General features: G+C 70.4%; 14 protein-coding genes and 1 riboswitch. Of the genes, 6 read left to right on the forward strand and 8 right to left on the reverse strand.

Translation table 11 applies throughout. From position 1 onward, the window contains the following. Positions 1 to 81 precede the first annotated feature (81 nt). The 5 genes from LNW71_RS06420 (at position 82) to LNW71_RS06440 (ending at position 5252) form a co-directional block, all read left to right on the forward strand. Positions 82 to 573 carry an Lrp/AsnC family transcriptional regulator gene (locus tag LNW71_RS06420; protein ID WP_250967353.1) on the forward strand — a complete coding sequence of 164 codons (492 nt, stop codon included), beginning with the start codon at positions 82 to 84 and terminating at the stop codon, positions 571 to 573. Next, positions 558 to 1937 carry an aspartate aminotransferase family protein gene (locus LNW71_RS06425; RefSeq protein ID WP_250967354.1) on the forward strand — a complete coding sequence of 460 codons (1380 nt, stop codon included), beginning with the start codon at positions 558 to 560 and terminating at the stop codon, positions 1935 to 1937. The genes LNW71_RS06420 and LNW71_RS06425 overlap by 16 nt, the downstream gene beginning before the upstream one ends. 255 nt (positions 1938 to 2192) lie before the next feature. After that, positions 2193 to 2930, forward strand: a complete 738-nt coding sequence (locus LNW71_RS06430; protein WP_250967355.1) for an ABC transporter ATP-binding protein — start codon at positions 2193 to 2195, stop codon at positions 2928 to 2930. Further along, positions 2912 to 4096, forward strand: a complete 1185-nt coding sequence (locus LNW71_RS06435) for a hypothetical protein (protein ID WP_250967356.1) — start codon at positions 2912 to 2914, stop codon at positions 4094 to 4096. The genes LNW71_RS06430 and LNW71_RS06435 overlap by 19 nt, the downstream gene beginning before the upstream one ends. A 28-nt stretch (positions 4097 to 4124) precedes the next feature. Then, positions 4125 to 5252, forward strand: coding sequence for an LOG family protein (locus LNW71_RS06440; protein WP_250967357.1), 1128 nt, complete (start codon positions 4125 to 4127; stop codon positions 5250 to 5252). Positions 5253 to 5277: 25 nt separating this feature from the next. Here the strand turns inward: LNW71_RS06440 and LNW71_RS06445 are convergent, their stop codons facing one another. The 4 genes from LNW71_RS06445 to rlmN form a co-directional block, all read right to left on the reverse strand. After that, positions 5278 to 6303, reverse strand: coding sequence for an ABC transporter ATP-binding protein (locus tag LNW71_RS06445; protein WP_250967358.1), 1026 nt, complete (start codon positions 6301 to 6303; stop codon positions 5278 to 5280). 2 nt (positions 6304 to 6305) lie between these two features. Further along, positions 6306 to 7919: an iron ABC transporter permease gene (locus LNW71_RS06450; protein WP_250967359.1), complete on the reverse strand. Its 1614-nt coding sequence runs from the start codon at positions 7917 to 7919 to the stop codon at positions 6306 to 6308. Positions 7920 to 8005: 86 nt separating this feature from the next. After that, positions 8006 to 9109: a thiamine ABC transporter substrate-binding protein gene (locus LNW71_RS06455; RefSeq protein WP_250967360.1), complete on the reverse strand. Its 1104-nt coding sequence runs from the start codon at positions 9107 to 9109 to the stop codon at positions 8006 to 8008. A gap of 80 nt (positions 9110 to 9189) precedes the next feature. After that, positions 9190 to 9306, reverse strand: a riboswitch (TPP riboswitch). Positions 9307 to 9347: 41 nt separating this feature from the next. Further along, positions 9348 to 10454: a 23S rRNA (adenine(2503)-C(2))-methyltransferase RlmN gene (gene rlmN / locus LNW71_RS06460; RefSeq protein ID WP_250967361.1), complete on the reverse strand. Its 1107-nt coding sequence runs from the start codon at positions 10452 to 10454 to the stop codon at positions 9348 to 9350. 303 nt (positions 10455 to 10757) lie between these two features. On the opposite strand from rlmN, the gene LNW71_RS06465 reads away from it, so the two are divergent. Further along, on the forward strand, positions 10758 to 11285 hold the full coding sequence (locus LNW71_RS06465) for a hypothetical protein (protein ID WP_250967362.1): 528 nt from the start codon (positions 10758 to 10760) through the stop codon (positions 11283 to 11285). 147 nt (positions 11286 to 11432) lie between these two features. Here the strand turns inward: LNW71_RS06465 and LNW71_RS06470 are convergent, their stop codons facing one another. The 4 genes from LNW71_RS06470 to tsf all read right to left on the reverse strand — a co-directional run bounded on the left by LNW71_RS06470 (position 11433) and on the right by tsf (position 15033). After that, on the reverse strand, positions 11433 to 12518 hold the full coding sequence (locus LNW71_RS06470; RefSeq protein WP_250967363.1) for a phosphatidate cytidylyltransferase: 1086 nt from the start codon (positions 12516 to 12518) through the stop codon (positions 11433 to 11435). Further along, complete coding sequence (frr, locus tag LNW71_RS06475; protein WP_030928366.1) at positions 12518 to 13075, reverse strand: ribosome recycling factor; 558 nt, start codon at positions 13073 to 13075, stop codon at positions 12518 to 12520. Before frr ends, LNW71_RS06470 begins: the two co-directional genes overlap by 1 nt. A gap of 168 nt (positions 13076 to 13243) precedes the next feature. Next, the gene (gene pyrH / locus LNW71_RS06480) at positions 13244 to 14020 is read right to left on the reverse strand and encodes a UMP kinase (RefSeq protein ID WP_250967364.1); all 777 of its coding nucleotides are present in this window, start codon (positions 14018 to 14020) and stop codon (positions 13244 to 13246) included. Positions 14021 to 14178: 158 nt separating this feature from the next. Continuing rightward, on the reverse strand, positions 14179 to 15033 hold the full coding sequence (gene tsf / locus LNW71_RS06485; protein WP_250967365.1) for a translation elongation factor Ts: 855 nt from the start codon (positions 15031 to 15033) through the stop codon (positions 14179 to 14181). Positions 15034 to 15126 lie beyond the last annotated feature (93 nt).

A 15126-nucleotide genomic window follows, 5' to 3' on the forward strand; every position in this document is an offset into this window, starting at 1 on the left:
CAGTGAGATCTGAGCCTCTCAACAACGAATTTCATCGATTGAGGGTTGCGAGACGGGCGAGTCCCGGTGCAGAGTGGGTCCGTGGCCAGTCGCAGCGCAGACTCCAGGACCGGGAGCGGATCGTCCCCAGCGGTCGATGCCGTGTCCCTCGCAATCATCGAGCAGCTCCAGGAGGACGGGCGTCGTCCGTACGCCGCGATCGGCAAGGCCGTCGGCCTCTCCGAAGCGGCCGTGCGACAGCGCGTCCAGAAGCTGCTCGACCAGGGCGTGATGCAGATCGTCGCCGTCACCGACCCGCTCACCGTGGGATTCCGGCGGCAGGCGATGGTCGGGATCAACGTCGAGGGTGACCTCGATCCCGTCGCGGAGGCCCTGTCGGCCATGGCCGAGTGCGAGTACGTGGTGATGACCGCGGGCTCCTTCGACCTGATGGTGGAGATCGTCTGCGAGGACGACGACCACCTGTTGGAGACGATCAACAAACGCATCCGGGCCATTCCCGGTGTGCGCTCCACCGAGAGCTTCGTCTACCTCAAGCTCAAGAAGCAGACCTATATGTGGGGAACCCGATAGCCGTGAGCAAGGACCTCAGCCGGACCGCGTACGACCACCTGTGGATGCACTTCACCCGCATGTCGGACTACGAGAACGCGCCCGTTCCCACCATCGTGCGTGGCGAGGGCACCTACATCTTCGACGACCAGGGCAAGCGCTACCTCGACGGCCTGTCCGGCCTGTTCGTGGTCAACGCCGGCCACGGCCGCCACGAGCTCGCCGAGGCCGCGTACAAGCAGGCCCAGGAGCTGGCCTTCTTCCCGGTGTGGTCCTACGCCCACCCCAAGGCGGTCGAGCTGGCCGAGCGCCTCGCCGACTACGCCCCGGGCGACCTCAACAAGGTCTTCTTCACCACCGGTGGCGGCGAGGCCGTGGAAACCGCCTGGAAGCTGGCGAAGCAGTACTTCAAGCTCAAGGGCAAGCCCACCAAGTACAAGGTCATCTCGCGTGCGGTCGCCTATCACGGCACCCCGCAGGGCGCCCTGTCCATCACCGGCCTGCCGGCCCTCAAGGCCCCCTTCGAGCCGCTGGTCCCCGGCGCGCACAAGGTGCCGAACACCAACATCTACCGCGCCCCGCTCTTCGGCGACGACCCGGAGGCCTTCGGCCGCTGGGCCGCCGACCAGATCGAGCAGGAGATCCTCTTCGAGGGCGAGGACACCGTCGCGGCCGTCTTCCTGGAGCCCGTGCAGAACGCGGGCGGCTGTTTCCCGCCCCCGCCCGGCTACTTCCAGCGCGTCCGCGAGATCTGCGACAAGTACGACGTGCTGCTCGTCTCCGACGAGGTCATCTGCGCCTTCGGCCGGCTCGGCACGATGTTCGCCTGCGACAAGTTCGGCTACGTGCCGGACATGATCACCTGCGCCAAGGGCATGACCTCGGGCTACTCGCCGATCGGTGCCTGCATCATCTCGGACCGGCTCGCCGAGCCGTTCTACGAGGGTGACAACACCTTCCTGCACGGCTACACCTTCGGCGGCCACCCGGTCTCCGCCGCCGTCGGCCTCGCCAACCTCGACATCTTCGAGCGCGAGGGTCTCAACCAGCACGTCCTCGACAACGAGAACGCGTTCTACACCACGCTGCAGAAGCTGCACGACCTGCCGATCGTCGGCGACGTCCGCGGCAACGGCTTCTTCTACGGCATCGAGCTGGTGAAGGACAAGGCCACCAAGGAGACGTTCACCGACGAGGAGACCGAGCGCGTCCTGTACGGCTTCCTCTCCAAGGCGCTGTACGACAACGGCCTGTACTGCCGCGCCGACGACCGTGGCGACCCGGTCGTCCAGCTCGCCCCGCCGCTGGTCTCCGACCAGTCCACGTTCGACGAGATCGAGGGCATCCTGCGGTCCGTTCTCACGGAGGCGTGGACGAAGCTCTGACCGAGAGGTCGACCGCCTGCTCGACCGAGCTCGGTTTGACCACCGCTTGACCGTCCCCCGACGGCCCTCCAGCGGTCATTTCATACGGTCCACGCGGCCCGGATGCGCCCATTCGAGTGGGAAGAAGCGCACCCGGGCCGCGTGCTGTGCGCACACCGCGGTCCGAATCCTTACGGTGCCGAGTGACCGATCGGCCCCCTCTTCGTTCCCCCGTACGGGGGAACGGGATATCTGATCTGAACCGAGGTGTACGCCATGGTGGCCCCGCCGGACAACGACGTGATCTGGGCGCGTTCCCTGCACCACTCCCACAACGGCTCACCCGCGCTCGGCGGGGTGTCCCTGGGGATCCGCGACGGCGAGATCCTCGCCGTGACCGGCCCGCGCGGCAGCGGCAAGACGACCCTGCTGCACTGCCTCTCCGGCCAGCTGGTGCCCGAGCAGGGAGAGGTGTGGTTCAACAGCGTCCCCGTCCACACCATGGGCCCCCGGCTCCGCGAGCGGCTGCGCCGCGACAAGTTCGGCTGGATCGCCCCGGAACCCCAGCTCGTCCCGGAGCTGAACACCTGGGAGAACACCGCCCTTCCGCTGCTGCTGCGCGGCGCCTCGCACCGGGAGGCCAAGAAGGCCGCCATGGAGTGGCTGGAGCGCCTCGACATCGGCATGTGCGCCCGCAAGCGCCCGCACACCCTGCAGCAGAGCCAGCGGCAGCGGATCTCGGTGGCCCGCGCGCTGGCCGCCGCCCCCGCGGTGATCTTCGCGGACGAGCCGACCGCGACCCTGCACCGCACCGACCGCACCCACGTGCTGCGCACCCTGACGAGTGCGGCCCGCTCGCACGGCATCACGGTGGTCCTCGCCACGCACGACGCGGAGATCGCCGCACTCGCCGACCGTGCGGTGCCGCTGCTGGACGGGCGCCGGGTCGCCACGCTCGCCCTGCCCGCCGGCTCCGACACGGAGGGCCGCGCGGCGTGCTCGCTCTCCGTCTAGCCCGCGGTTCCCATCCACTGGTCCTGGTGCGCCGGCTGCTGGTCGCGGCCGCCTCCGCCGGGGTCGGCTTCCTGCTGCTGTGCACCCTGGGCTACGCCTCCGGGCACCCGGCGCACTCCACCGGCTCCGTGCTGCGCCTGCTGTGGTGCTTCGTGCCGCTGGCCGCCGCCGTGCAGTTCGCGGTCGCGGTGGCCCGCACGGACCCGAGCACCCGCCCGCGCTCCGGACTGTCCGCCGTCGGCCTCGGGCCGGTCCGGCTCAGTGTGCTCGCCGCCGTCTCCACCGCCCTGTCGTGCACCCTCGGCTCGATGGTGGCCCTGCTCTTCTTCCTCCACCTGCGCGGCGACCTGTCCGGGCTGCCGTTCGACGGCGCGGCCGCCGGGCTGCTCGACGCGCAGGCGCCGCTGCCGCTGGCCGCCGTCCTCGTCCTCCTCACCCTGGTGCCCGCGGCCGCGGCGACGGCGAGCGCGCTGGCGCTGCGCACCAGGCCGTTGCGGGCGGCGGGCGTCCAGGACGGTGCGCAGGACCTGGTGCCGGAGGAGCAGGTCCCGGTGCCGGCCGAGCCGCCCACGGGGCTGCCGTGGGGCGTGGCCCTGACCGCCGCGGGACTCGCGGTCGAGGCGTACGCCAGCCGCGAGTCGGCCGGCAGCCCGTTCCCGCTCCCCGGAAAGCTCGACTCCACGCCGGCCTGGGTCCTGGTGGGATGGACCCTGACGGCGATCGGTCTCGCCATGGCGGGACCCGGGCTGGCCCACCTCAGCGGGCGGCTGCTGCAGGCCGCACGCCCCGGAGCCGTACGCCTGCTGGCGGGCCGGGTGCTGATGGACGAGGCGCGCCGGATCGGCCGGCCGCTGGGTGTCGTCTGTGCGGTGCTCTCGGCGGTCATCGCCGCGTTCGCCCTGTACGGGACGGGCCCGCGGCCCTTCGGACCGCTCACCGCGCTCGGCGCCGTGCTCGTCATCGGCTGTACGACGGCCTCGCTGCTGACCTCGGCGCTGGAGGCGAGGCAGGCGCGCGCCGAAACGGCACAGGCCCTGCTGCGGCTCGGCGCCCCGGCCTCGGCGCTGCGGGCCGCGACGGCGCTGCGCGCGGCCGCGCTGCTGCTCGTCTTCGCCCCGTTGACCTGGGTGATCGCCGAGCTGGCCGCTCTCCCGCTGACCGGGTAGCCGGGTGCGGGCGGCCGGTCCGTAGCATGTGGGCGTGAAGAACCCGGACGAGATCACCCCCGCACCCGGCGTCGAGATCGAGTCGCTCGCCGCATTCGACGAGGCGGTCGCCGCCGGTTCGCTGGCCGGACACCGTGTCCAGTCCGTCGATCTGACGGACCGCAGTGCCGCCCTGCTGGCCGCCGACACGTCGGGCGCCGTCTTCCTGGGCTGCCCGATGGAGCCCGGCGCGGAGGCGAAGGTACGGGCCGGCGGCGCGTTCGTCTTCCCGCCGGTGCCCGGGCTCCCCTTCGACCCGTACCGCGGTCTGCTCTACACCGCCGACGCGCTCTACGACGGGCTGACGGAGGGCGGTTACGAGGCGACGCCGGACGCCCGCGCCTACCGCTGGTTCCAGGGGACGCGGTCCAACGGCGACGTCTTCGCGTCGATGCTGCGCTCGCTCCACGACGACGCGGTCTCCGACGCGCTGGAGGAACTCCTCGTCGGGGCACGGGTGGTCGGTGTGATGGGCGGCCACGCGACGGCCCGCGGCAGCGCCTCGTACACGGCCGCGGCGCGCCTGGGCCGGACGCTGGCCCGTAGCGGGCTGACGGTCGCCACCGGAGGCGGTCCGGGTGCGATGGAGGCGGCGAACCTCGGGGCCTACGCGGCTCCGCACCCCGACGCGATGCTGGACGAGGCCTGCGAAATCCTGGCCGGGGCACCCTCGTTCACCCCGTCCGTGACCGACTGGGCGCGGGCCGCGTTCGCCGTGCGGGAGCGCTGGCCCAAGGGCGGCGGCTCGGTGTCCATCCCCACCTGGTTCTACGGTCACGAGCCGCCGAACCCGTTCTCCGACCACATCGCGAAGTACTTCGCCAACGCCCTGCGCGAGGACGGCCTGCTCGCCCGGTCGAACGCGGGCGTCATATTCCTGCCGGGCGCGGCCGGCACCGTCCAGGAGATCTTCGACAGCACCACCCCGAACTACTACGGCTCACGCGGTGAGCCGACCCCGATGGTGCTGGTCGGCCGTGACCACTGGACGCGGAAGCTGCCCGCCTGGCCGCTGCTGAGCGCACTGGCCGCGGACCGGCCGATGGAGTCCCGTATCGGACTCGTCGACACGGTGGAGGAAGCGTCCGAGGAGCTCGCCCGGCTGTCGGCGAAGTAGCGCGTCCGGTCCGGCCCGCTGCCCGTCAGAACACGGCGGGCAGCACGACGCTCTCCGCCGCGTCGAAGGTGACGCCGACCCGCGCGCCCTCCTCGGGGGTGCCGCGCAGCGGGCACTCGGCGTCCAGGGCCGGTCCGTCGTCGGGGTTCAGCGTCACGGCCACGTGGTTGCCGCGGAAGGTGCGGGCGCCCACGGTGCAGGGCAGGCCGTCCTCCGGGGCGCCGATCCGGACGCCGGCCGGACGCACCAGCAGGTCGCACGCCCCCTGCGGCGATCCGGCGGGCACCGGCACCTTGCCCCAGTCCGTGTCCGCGGCCTCCCCCGTGACCGTCGCCTCCACCACGTTGTCGAAGCCGAGGAAGCGGGCGACGAAAGCGGAGGCGGGACGCTGCCAGACGTCGAGCGGGGTGCCCACCTGGGCGATGCGGCCGTCGCGCATCACGACGACGCGGTCGGCCAGCGCGAACGCCTCGCCCTGGTCGTGGGTGACGGCGAGCACGGTCGTGCCCAACCGGCCGAAGAGCGCGCGCAGTTCGACGACGAGGCGTTCGCGCAGGCTGCGGTCCAGCTGACCGAGCGGTTCGTCCAGCATCAGCAGTTTGGGCCGGGGGGCGAGTGCGCGCGCGAGGGCGACGCGCTGCTGTTCGCCGCCCGAGAGCGAGGCCACCGCGCGGCGCCCGGCGCCGGGGAGTCCGACCAGGTCGAGGAGTTCGGCGACCCTGCGGTCCTGTTCGGCGCGGGTCACGCCGTGCATCCGCAGCCCGAAGGCGACGTTGGCGCCGACGTCCCGGTGCGGGAACAGCTGGTGGTCCTGGAACATCAGGCCGAGTCCGCGCCGGTGCACCGGCACCCCGTCCTGGTCGGCGCCGTCGAGCAGCACCCGTCCGGCGTCAAGTTGCTGGAGTCCGGCGATCACCCGCAGCAGCGTGGACTTCCCGCTGCCGCTCGGCCCCAGCACACAGACGATCTCGTGCTCGGCGACCTCCAGGTCCACCGCGTCCAGCGCCGCCCGCGCACCGAACCGCACGGTGGCCGATTCGAGTGTCAGCATCTCTAGAACTCCCCGGATCGGTCGGTACGGATACGTTCGAGCAGCAGCAGCGAGACCGCGCAGACGAGCATCAGGATGGTGCTGAGGGCCATCGCCTGGCCGTAGTTGAGCTCCCCGGACCGCCCCAGCAGCCGGGCGACGGCGACCGGGAGCGTCGGGTTGTCGGGCCGTGCGATGAACACGGTGGCGCCGAACTCGCCTAGCGACACGGCGAACGCGAAGCCTGCCGCGACCAGCAGCGCCCGGCGCACCAGGGGCAGGTCCACCTCGCGCCAGGCCCGCAGGGGCGAGGCGCCGAGCACGGCGGCCGCCTCCCGCAACCGCCCGTCCACCGCACGCAGGACCGGCAGCATGGTCCGTACGACGAAGGGCACCCCGACCAGCGCCTGGGCGAGCGGCACCAGGATCCAGGAGGTCCGCAGGTCGAGCGGCGGTTCGTCGAGGGTGATCAGGAAGCCGAAGCCGACGGTGACGGCGGAGACCCCGAGGGGCAGCATCAGAAGGGCGTCGAAGCCCCTGACCAGCCGGCCGGCCCGCCTGGTCAGGGCCGCGGCGGCCAGCCCTCCGACGACCAGTGCGATGGCGGTCGCGGCCAGGGCGTACTGCAGCGAGTTCCAGATCGCTTCGATGGGCGCGACCAGGAACGTGCCGCTGTTCGCGTCCGCCGAGGCGAGCGCCCGGTAGTAGGCGAAGCCGTGGCCGCCCGACACGTCGAGCGACCGTTCCACCAGCACGGCGAGCGGCAGCAGGATGAGCACCAGCACGGTCAGCAGCACGCCGCCGAGCAGCGACCACTGGCCCGCGCCGCGCGGCCTGCGGGTGGTCTGCGCCGGGTCGACCAGCTTCAGTGCGGTCTCCCTGCGCCGTACGGTCCAGGCGTGCAGGGCGAGGATGGCGCCGACCGCGACGAACTGCACCAGGGTCAGTACGGCGGCCGTGGGCAGGTCCAGCAGCTGGGCGGTCTGCCGGTAGATCTCCACCTCCAGCGTGGAGTATCCGGGGCCGCCGAGGATCTGGACGACGCCGAAAGAGGTGAAGGTGAAGAGGAAGACCATCAGTGCCGCCGCGGCCACGGAGGGGGCGAGCGCCGGCAGGGTGACGCGCCGCCAGGCGGCGAACCGGCCTGCCCCGAGGACCCTCGCGGCCTCCTCCTGCCGTGGATCGAGCTGCGACCAGAGTCCGCCGACGGTGCGTACGACGACCGCGTAGTTGAAGAAGACGTGTGCCAGCAGGATCGCCCACACCGTGGTGTCGAGCCGCACGCCCCAGAGGTCGTCGAGGAAGCCGCCGCGGCCCAGCATCGCGAGGAACGCGGTGCCGACGACGACGGTCGGCAGCACGAACGGCACGGTGACGATCGCCCGCAGCAGTTGTTTGCCCGGGAAGTCGAAGCGGGCGAACACGTAGGCGCCCGGCAGCGCGATCAGCAGGGTCAGCGCCGTCGAGGCGAGCGCCTGCCACAGGGTGAAGCGGAGCACGTCCAGGATGTCCGGCCGGGTCAGCACCTCGCTGAACCGGCCGAACTGCCAGACACCGTCGGCCTTGAGCCCACGTCCGACGATCGCGACGACGGGATAGGCGAAGAACAGCGCGAAGAAGGCGACGGGCACGGCCATCAGGCCGAGCCGCACCGCGCTCGCGCGCCGCGACCGGGCGCGCGCGGCCCTCCCGCGCGCGCCCGGTCCGCGTACGGGAGTCCTGTCTACTTCACTACGAGCGAGGACCATGACTGGACCCACTGCTCACGGTTCTTGGCGATCGTGCCCGGGGCGACGGTCGTCGGCCTGTCGATGCTCGCGCCGAACTCGGTGAAGAGTTCCGGCACCTTCGCCCCCTTGGTGACCGGGCTGACGAACATGTTGAGCGGCATGTCCTCCTGGAACTTCTTGCTGATCAGGAAGTCCAGCAGGGCCTTGCCGCCGGCCTCGTTCTTCGCGCCGTCGAGCAGTCCCGCGAACTCGATCTGCCGGAAGCATGTCCCGGTGGCGACCCCGGTCGGGGCCGTCTTGGGCTGCGGGTCCGCGTACAGCACCTCGACGGGCGGGCTGGAGGCGTAGCTCACCACGAGCGGCCGGTCGGCCTTGGCCTTCTTGCCGCCCGCGGAGCCGGAGAACTCCTCGTTGTACGCCTGCTCCCAGCCGTCGACGACCTTCACGCCGTTGCTCTTCAGCTTCTTCCAGTAGTCCTGGTAGCCGTCCTCGCCGTAGGTGGCGACGCTGCCGAGGAGGAAGCCGAGGCCGGGCGAGGAGGTCGCGGCGTTCTCGGTGACGAGGAGGTTCTTGTACGCGGGCTTCGCCAGGTCCGCGAAGGACTTCGGCGGCGCCAGCTTCTTGTCGGCGAAGTACTTCTTGTCGTAGTTGACGCAGATGTCGCCGGTATCGACGGGGGTGACCCGGTGCTTGCCGGCGTCCAACTGGACGTCGCTCGCGACCTGGTCGATGCCCTTGGCCTCGTACGGCGTGAACAGGCCGTTGTCGAGGGCGCGGGAGAGCAGGGTGTTGTCGACGCCGAAGAAGACGTCGCCGCGCGGCGAGCCCTTGGTCAGGATCTCCTGGTTCAGGGCGGCGCCCGCGTCCCCGCTCTTCAGCACCTTGACGGTGTAGCCGGTCTGCCGGGTGAAGTCCTTCAGCACGCCCTTGGAGACGTTGAAGGAGTCGTGGCTGACGAGGGTGACGGTCTTGGAGCCCGGGCTCTTGGTGCCCGCGTCGCCGGAGGACGCGTCGTCGGAGCTTCCGCATCCGGCGAGCGCCGTGGCGCCGAGCGCGGCGGCGACGGCCGTCACCGCGATCTTCTTGGTGGTACTCATGTGATTCCTCCTGGGGGTGACCAGGAAGAGACGCGGCCCTGCCCGCACCGGTGGAACCGGAAGCGGGCAGGGCGCAACAGCTTGAGTAAGGTCCGAACTTCCTACCCGGAATGACCCGGGCGAGGTTCAGAGGGTCTGCGGCCAACCTGTCCTTGGTGCCGCACTCTCAGCGCTGTGGCGCTCCCCTGTCGGAATATTAAATTGATTTCGGCCCCAGGCTACACGGCCGTTTCCGGCCTCAGCGCTCGGACGCCGCCAGCTGCCCGCAGGCCCCGTCGATCTCCTGGCCCCGGGTGTCGCGGACGGTCACCGGCACCCCGTGGGCGGCGATCGCCTCGACGAACGCCTTCTCGTCCTCGGGCCGCGAGGCGGTCCACTTCGAGCCGGGTGTCGGGTTCAGCGGGATCAGGTTGACGTGCACGCGCTTGCCCTTGAGGAGCCGGCCCAGCCGGTCACCCCGCCAGGCCTGGTCGTTGATGTCGCGGATCAGCGCGTACTCGATGGAGATGCGGCGGCCGGACTTCTCCGCGTACTCCCACGCGGCGTCCAGGACCTCGCGCACCTTCCACCGGGTGTTCACGGGGACGAGCGTGTCACGCAACTCGTCGTCCGGTGCGTGCAGCGAGACCGCGAGACGGCACTTGAAGCCCTCGTCGGCGAACCGCAGCATCGCCGGCACGAGGCCGACGGTCGAGACGGTGATCCCGCGCTGCGACAGCCCCAGCCCGTCGGGCTCGGGGTCGGTCAGCCGGCGGATCGACCCGACCACCCGGTTGTAGTTGGCGAGCGGCTCGCCCATGCCCATGAAGACGATGTTGGAGAGCCTGGCCGGACCCCCCGGCACCTCGCCGTCGCGCAGCGCCCGCATGCCGTCCACGATCTGGTGGACGATCTCCGCGGTGGAGAGGTTGCGGTCGAGACCGGCCTGCCCGGTGGCGCAGAAGGGGCAGTTCATCCCGCAGCCGGCCTGCGAGGAGATGCACATCGTGACGCGCTCCGGGTAGCGCATCAGGACGGACTCGACGAGCGTCCCGTCGTGCAGCTTCCACAGCGTCTTGCGGGTGGTGTCGTCGTCGCAGCTGATGTGCCGGACCACGGACATCAGGTCGGGGAACAGCGCCTCGGCGAGCTTCTCCCGCGACGCGGCCGGGATGTTGGTCCACTCCGACGGGTCGTGCGCGTAGCGCGCGAAGTAGTGCTGCGAGAGCTGCTGGGCGCGGAACGGCTTCTCGCCGGTCGCGGCGACGGCTTCCTTGCGCTCGGCGGGCGTGAGGTCGGCGAGGTGCCGCGGGGGCTTCTTGGCTCCGCGGGGCGCGACGAAAGTGAGTTCTCCGGGCTTAGGCATGGTTCCTCCAGTGTCGCAGACACGCCGGAGTCCTCACGGTCATCGCCGGTGAGGGCGGGCGCAGCGCGGTCCTGCCTCCCCTCACCGGACCGCCATCGCCCGACGTGGGCGGCCCTGCGACGGCCCGGGGAAGGCCCGGCCGTGCTCACGGCAGTGACCGATCGCACCCCGGCCGGCCGGTTCCCGTGCACCCTGAGCGCAGGCTGGGGAACGCGTAGTCACCGCCACGCCGATGGACCGGACCGGGCGGGGTACCCGGAAGACGAGAGGGACATCCCGCCGAGTTCGCAGGAGGTGCGTGCCGTGCACGCCGTGAAGCACTGGTTCAATCACAGCCTGGTGGCGCAGGCACTGGTGGTCTTCGTGCTGGGCATCGGCTTCGGCGCCCTGTTCCGCCGGGATGATCAGCCGGGCTTATGGGTGGTCCAGAGCCTGCTCTACACCGCGGTGATCATCGGGTTTCTGGCCCTTCAGCGCCGCAGGACCAGCCGCGCGACGGGCGCCGCCCCCGGCGCGGTGGTCGACCTCAACCGCAAGATCCGACGACGTGAGGTGCCGCAGGATCCCGAGGAGCGGGTGATCATGCGGCGGCTCGTCGACGACCAGCTGGGAAAGATCGAGCGCGGACGCCGGTGGCTGCCGTACTGGCTGGCCGTCATGGGCTTGACCGCGGTCGGCATGCTCGTCCTCGGGGCGACCAGCGGATCCCTGGTCTTTCCCCTGATCTACACGGTCGGTGTGGTCGCGTTCTGCGTCTGGATCCTGTGGATGCACCGCCGGGCGGTCGAGCTCCATCACCACATGCGCTCGGCCCTGCAGGACCCGAGCTGACGGGTGCGGTCGCCTCGCCTCCTGCGGGCGGGGGTCCGGTCGTAGCCGCGTTGCGCCCCTCCCTCGTAGAGGCGAGGCCCGATACAGACGAGGGGTCCGCCGTCCTGTGGACGGCGGACCCCTCGTCTGTCGGTATGCGGGAGTCGCTCAGCCGGAACCGACGAAGAGCACCAGCAGCAGCCAGACCACCGGCGCGGTCGGCAGCAGCGAGTCCAGCCGGTCCATGATCCCGCCGTGTCCGGGGAGCAGGGTGCCCATGTCCTTGATCCCGAGGTCCCGCTTGATCATGGACTCGCCGAGGTCACCGAGGGTGGCGCTGGCAGCGACCGCGAGGCCGAGCAGCAGGCCCTGCCACCAGGAGCCGTCGTCGATCAGGAACTCCATGCACAGGGCGCCGGCCACCATCGCGAAGGCCACGGCTCCGAAGAGACCCTCACGGGTCTTGCCGGGGCTGATCCGCGGCGCCAGCTTGTGCTTGCCGAACCGCCAGCCGACGGCGTACGCGCCGGTGTCACTGACCACGGTCAGCAGCAGGAAGGTCAGCACCCGCTGCGGCCCGTCGTCGGCCGTCAGGAGCATGGCGACGAACGTGGCCAGGAACGGTACGTAGAACGCGGCGAAGACCCCGGCCGTGACGTCCTTGAGGTAGCCCTCCGGCGGCTCGGTCATCCGCCAGACGAGCACCGCGAGAGCGGTCAAGGCCATCGCGGCCCAGGCACCCTCGGCGCCTCGCGCGTAGCCCGCCACGACCATGGCCGCGCCACCGACCGCGAGAGGAACGAGGGGCGCCTTGATGCCCTTGCGCTCCTCCAGCCGGGAGGTGAGCTCCCAGAGGCCGACGACGACGGCGACCACGATCACACCGACGAAGACGGCCTTCACGATGAAGAGCGAGGCGACGACGACGGCACCGAGGCCCACGCCGACCCCTATGGCGGCTCCGAGATCACGGCCCGCACGCTTCTTCTGCGGGGGTGGCGGCGCGGTGGACATGGGCTCCTGCGGCTTCTCGTCGCGGAACAGGGGGCCGCCGCTCAGGCGTGCGGCCCCCTGGTCCCGGTCATCACGGTCGTCAGCGTCTCTACCTGCGTCGGGAACGTCCGGCACGATGGGCATGGGCCGAGTCTGCTGGGCGTCATGCACATCGTATGCAGGACCCGCCGGAGCCGTCCGCATCTCGGGCGCAGCACGGTGTCCGGCGCCCTGCGGGGCGCCCCAGGGAGAGTCGTTCATCAGACTTCGAGCAGCTCGGCTTCCTTGTGCTTCAGCAGCTCGTCCACCTGCGCGACGTACTTCGCGGTGGTGTCGTCGAGCTCCTTCTCGGCGCGACGCACCTCGTCCTCGCCGGACTCCTTGTCCTTGACCAGCTTGTCGAGCGTCTCCTTGGCCTTGCGGCGGACGGCCCGGATCGAGATCTTGGAGTCCTCGGCCTTCGTCTTCGCGACCTTGATGTAGTCGCGACGACGCTCTTCGGTGAGGTCGGGGAAGTTCACCCGGATGATATTGCCGTCATTGCTCGGGTTGACGCCGAGGTCCGAGTCGCGGATTGCCTGCTCGATGTTGCGCAGCGCGCTCTTGTCGAACGGCGTCACGACAGCCATGCGGGGCTCGGGCACCGAGAACGAGGCCAGCTGGTTGATCGGGGTCAGCGCACCGTAGTAGTCGGCGACGATCTTGTTGAACATCGCCGGGTGCGCACGGCCGGTACGGATCGCGGCGAAGTCCTCTTTCGCGACCACGACGGCCTTCTCCATCTTCTCCTCGGCCTCGAGGAGGGTTTCTTCGATCACCACGTGCTCCTGCGTGTCTTGAGTGGGCCCGGCGTGCTCGGGCCCGGCGGGTCCTGCGTCGCGTCCTCACCTGCACGGTGTCCGACCGGCAGGCCGTTGTCCATCATTCGGGGCCGTCCCGTGGGCCCCGGGAGCTCGCCGGGTCCCCCCGGTTCGCTCCCCCGGTACTCAGGCCCGGGTGCCCTGGTCACTCACGAGCGAGCCGATCTTCTCACCCTTGACGGCACGGGCGATATTGCCCGCCGCGGTCAGTTCGAAGACGAGGATCGGCAGCTGGTTGTCGCGGCAGAGCGTGATGGCGGTGGCGTCGGCGACCTTGAGGTCTCGGGCGAGCACCTCGCTGTACTCCAGCGCGTCGAACTTCACCGCTCCGGGGTTGGTCTTCGGGTCGGAGTCGTAGACCCCGTCCACGCCGTTCTTGCCCATCAGCAGAGCCTCGGCGTCGATCTCCAGGGCGCGCTGGGCCGCAGTGGTGTCGGTGGAGAAGTACGGCATGCCCATGCCGGCGCCGAAGATGACGACGCGGCCCTTCTCCAGGTGCCTCACGGCGCGCAGCGGGATGTACGGCTCCGCGACCTGACCCATGGTGATGGCGGTCTGGACACGGGAGTCGATGCCTTCCTTCTCCAGGAAGTCCTGGAGTGCCAGGCAGTTCATGACCGTGCCGAGCATGCCCATGTAGTCGGACCGGGCCCGGTCCATGCCGCGCTGCTGGAGCTCGGCGCCGCGGAAGAAGTTGCCGCCGCCGATGACGATCGCGATTTCCGCGCCGTCCCGGACGACCGCCGCGATCTCGCGAGCGATGGCGTGCACGACGTCGGGGTCGACACCGAGACCCCCGCCGCCGGCGAACGCCTCACCGGACAGCTTCAGCATGAAGCGTCCGGACACCTTGCCGTCGTCGCGCCTGTGGTCACCTGTTGCGGCGTCCGCGCCCTTGTTCATGGAGATTCTCCTCGTGCACATACGAAGAAGGCCATTGCCGGTGGGTCCGATGTCCCTCAGCGGCAATGGCCTCCTCGTCAGATCTGCGGTCGTACGGCGGTGTGCGGCCGTCGACTGCACCAGACCCTATCGGGGTCCACCGTTTTTCGCGGACGGACTCAGATGCCGACCTTGATACGCGAGAAGCGCTTCAGGGTGACACCGGCCTCGTCCAGGACCTTCTGGACGGACTTCTTGTTGTCCTTGGCGAACGCCTGCTCCAGGACGACGACGTCCTTGAAGAAGCCGTTGACCCGACCCTCGACGATCTTCGGAAGGGCGGCCTCGGGCTTGCCCTCCTCGCGAGAGGTGGCCTCGGCGACACGACGCTCGTTCTCGACCGTCTCGGCCGGGACCTCGTCGCGGTTGAGGTACTTCGGGGCGAAGGCGGCGATGTGCTGCGCGACGTCCTTGGCAACCGCTGCGGCGGCCTCGTCCGAGGCGCTGCCCTTGTCGAGCTCGACGAGGACGCCGACCTGCGGCGGGAGGTCGGGCATCGTGCGGTGCATGTACGCAGCCACGTAACCGCCGGTGAACTGCGCGAAGCGGTCCAGGACGATCTTCTCGCCGAGATTGGCGTTGGCCTCGTCGACGTACGCCTGAACCGTCTTGCCGGCCTCGATCTCGGAGGCGAGCAGCGTGGCCAGGTCGGCCGGGGAGGTGGCGGCGACGTGCGCGGCCAGCGCGTTGGCGACGGCCTGGAACTTGTCACCCTTGGCGACGAAGTCCGTCTCGCACTTCAGCTCGAGCAGGACGCCGGAAGTCTTGTCCTCGGAGATGAGGGAGACGACGGCGCCGTTCTCGGCAGAACGGCCCTCGCGCTTGGCGACGCCCTTCTGGCCCTTGATACGAAGCGCCTCGACGGCGCCGTCGACGCTGCCGTCGGCCTCGTCGAGCGCCTTCTTGCAGTCCATCATGCCGGCGCCGGTGAGCTCACGGAGCTTCTTGACGTCAGCGGCGGTGTAGTTCGCCATGAGTCTGTATTTCTCTCTCGAAGTCTGAAAGATCTACGGGTGAACGGCGGGGGCGGTGCCTGTGGCACCGGCCCCCGCCGTCGTCAGCCGTGA

Source organism: Streptomyces sp. RKAG290, assembly GCF_023701695.1.
Lineage (GTDB): Bacteria > Actinomycetota > Actinomycetes > Streptomycetales > Streptomycetaceae > Streptomyces.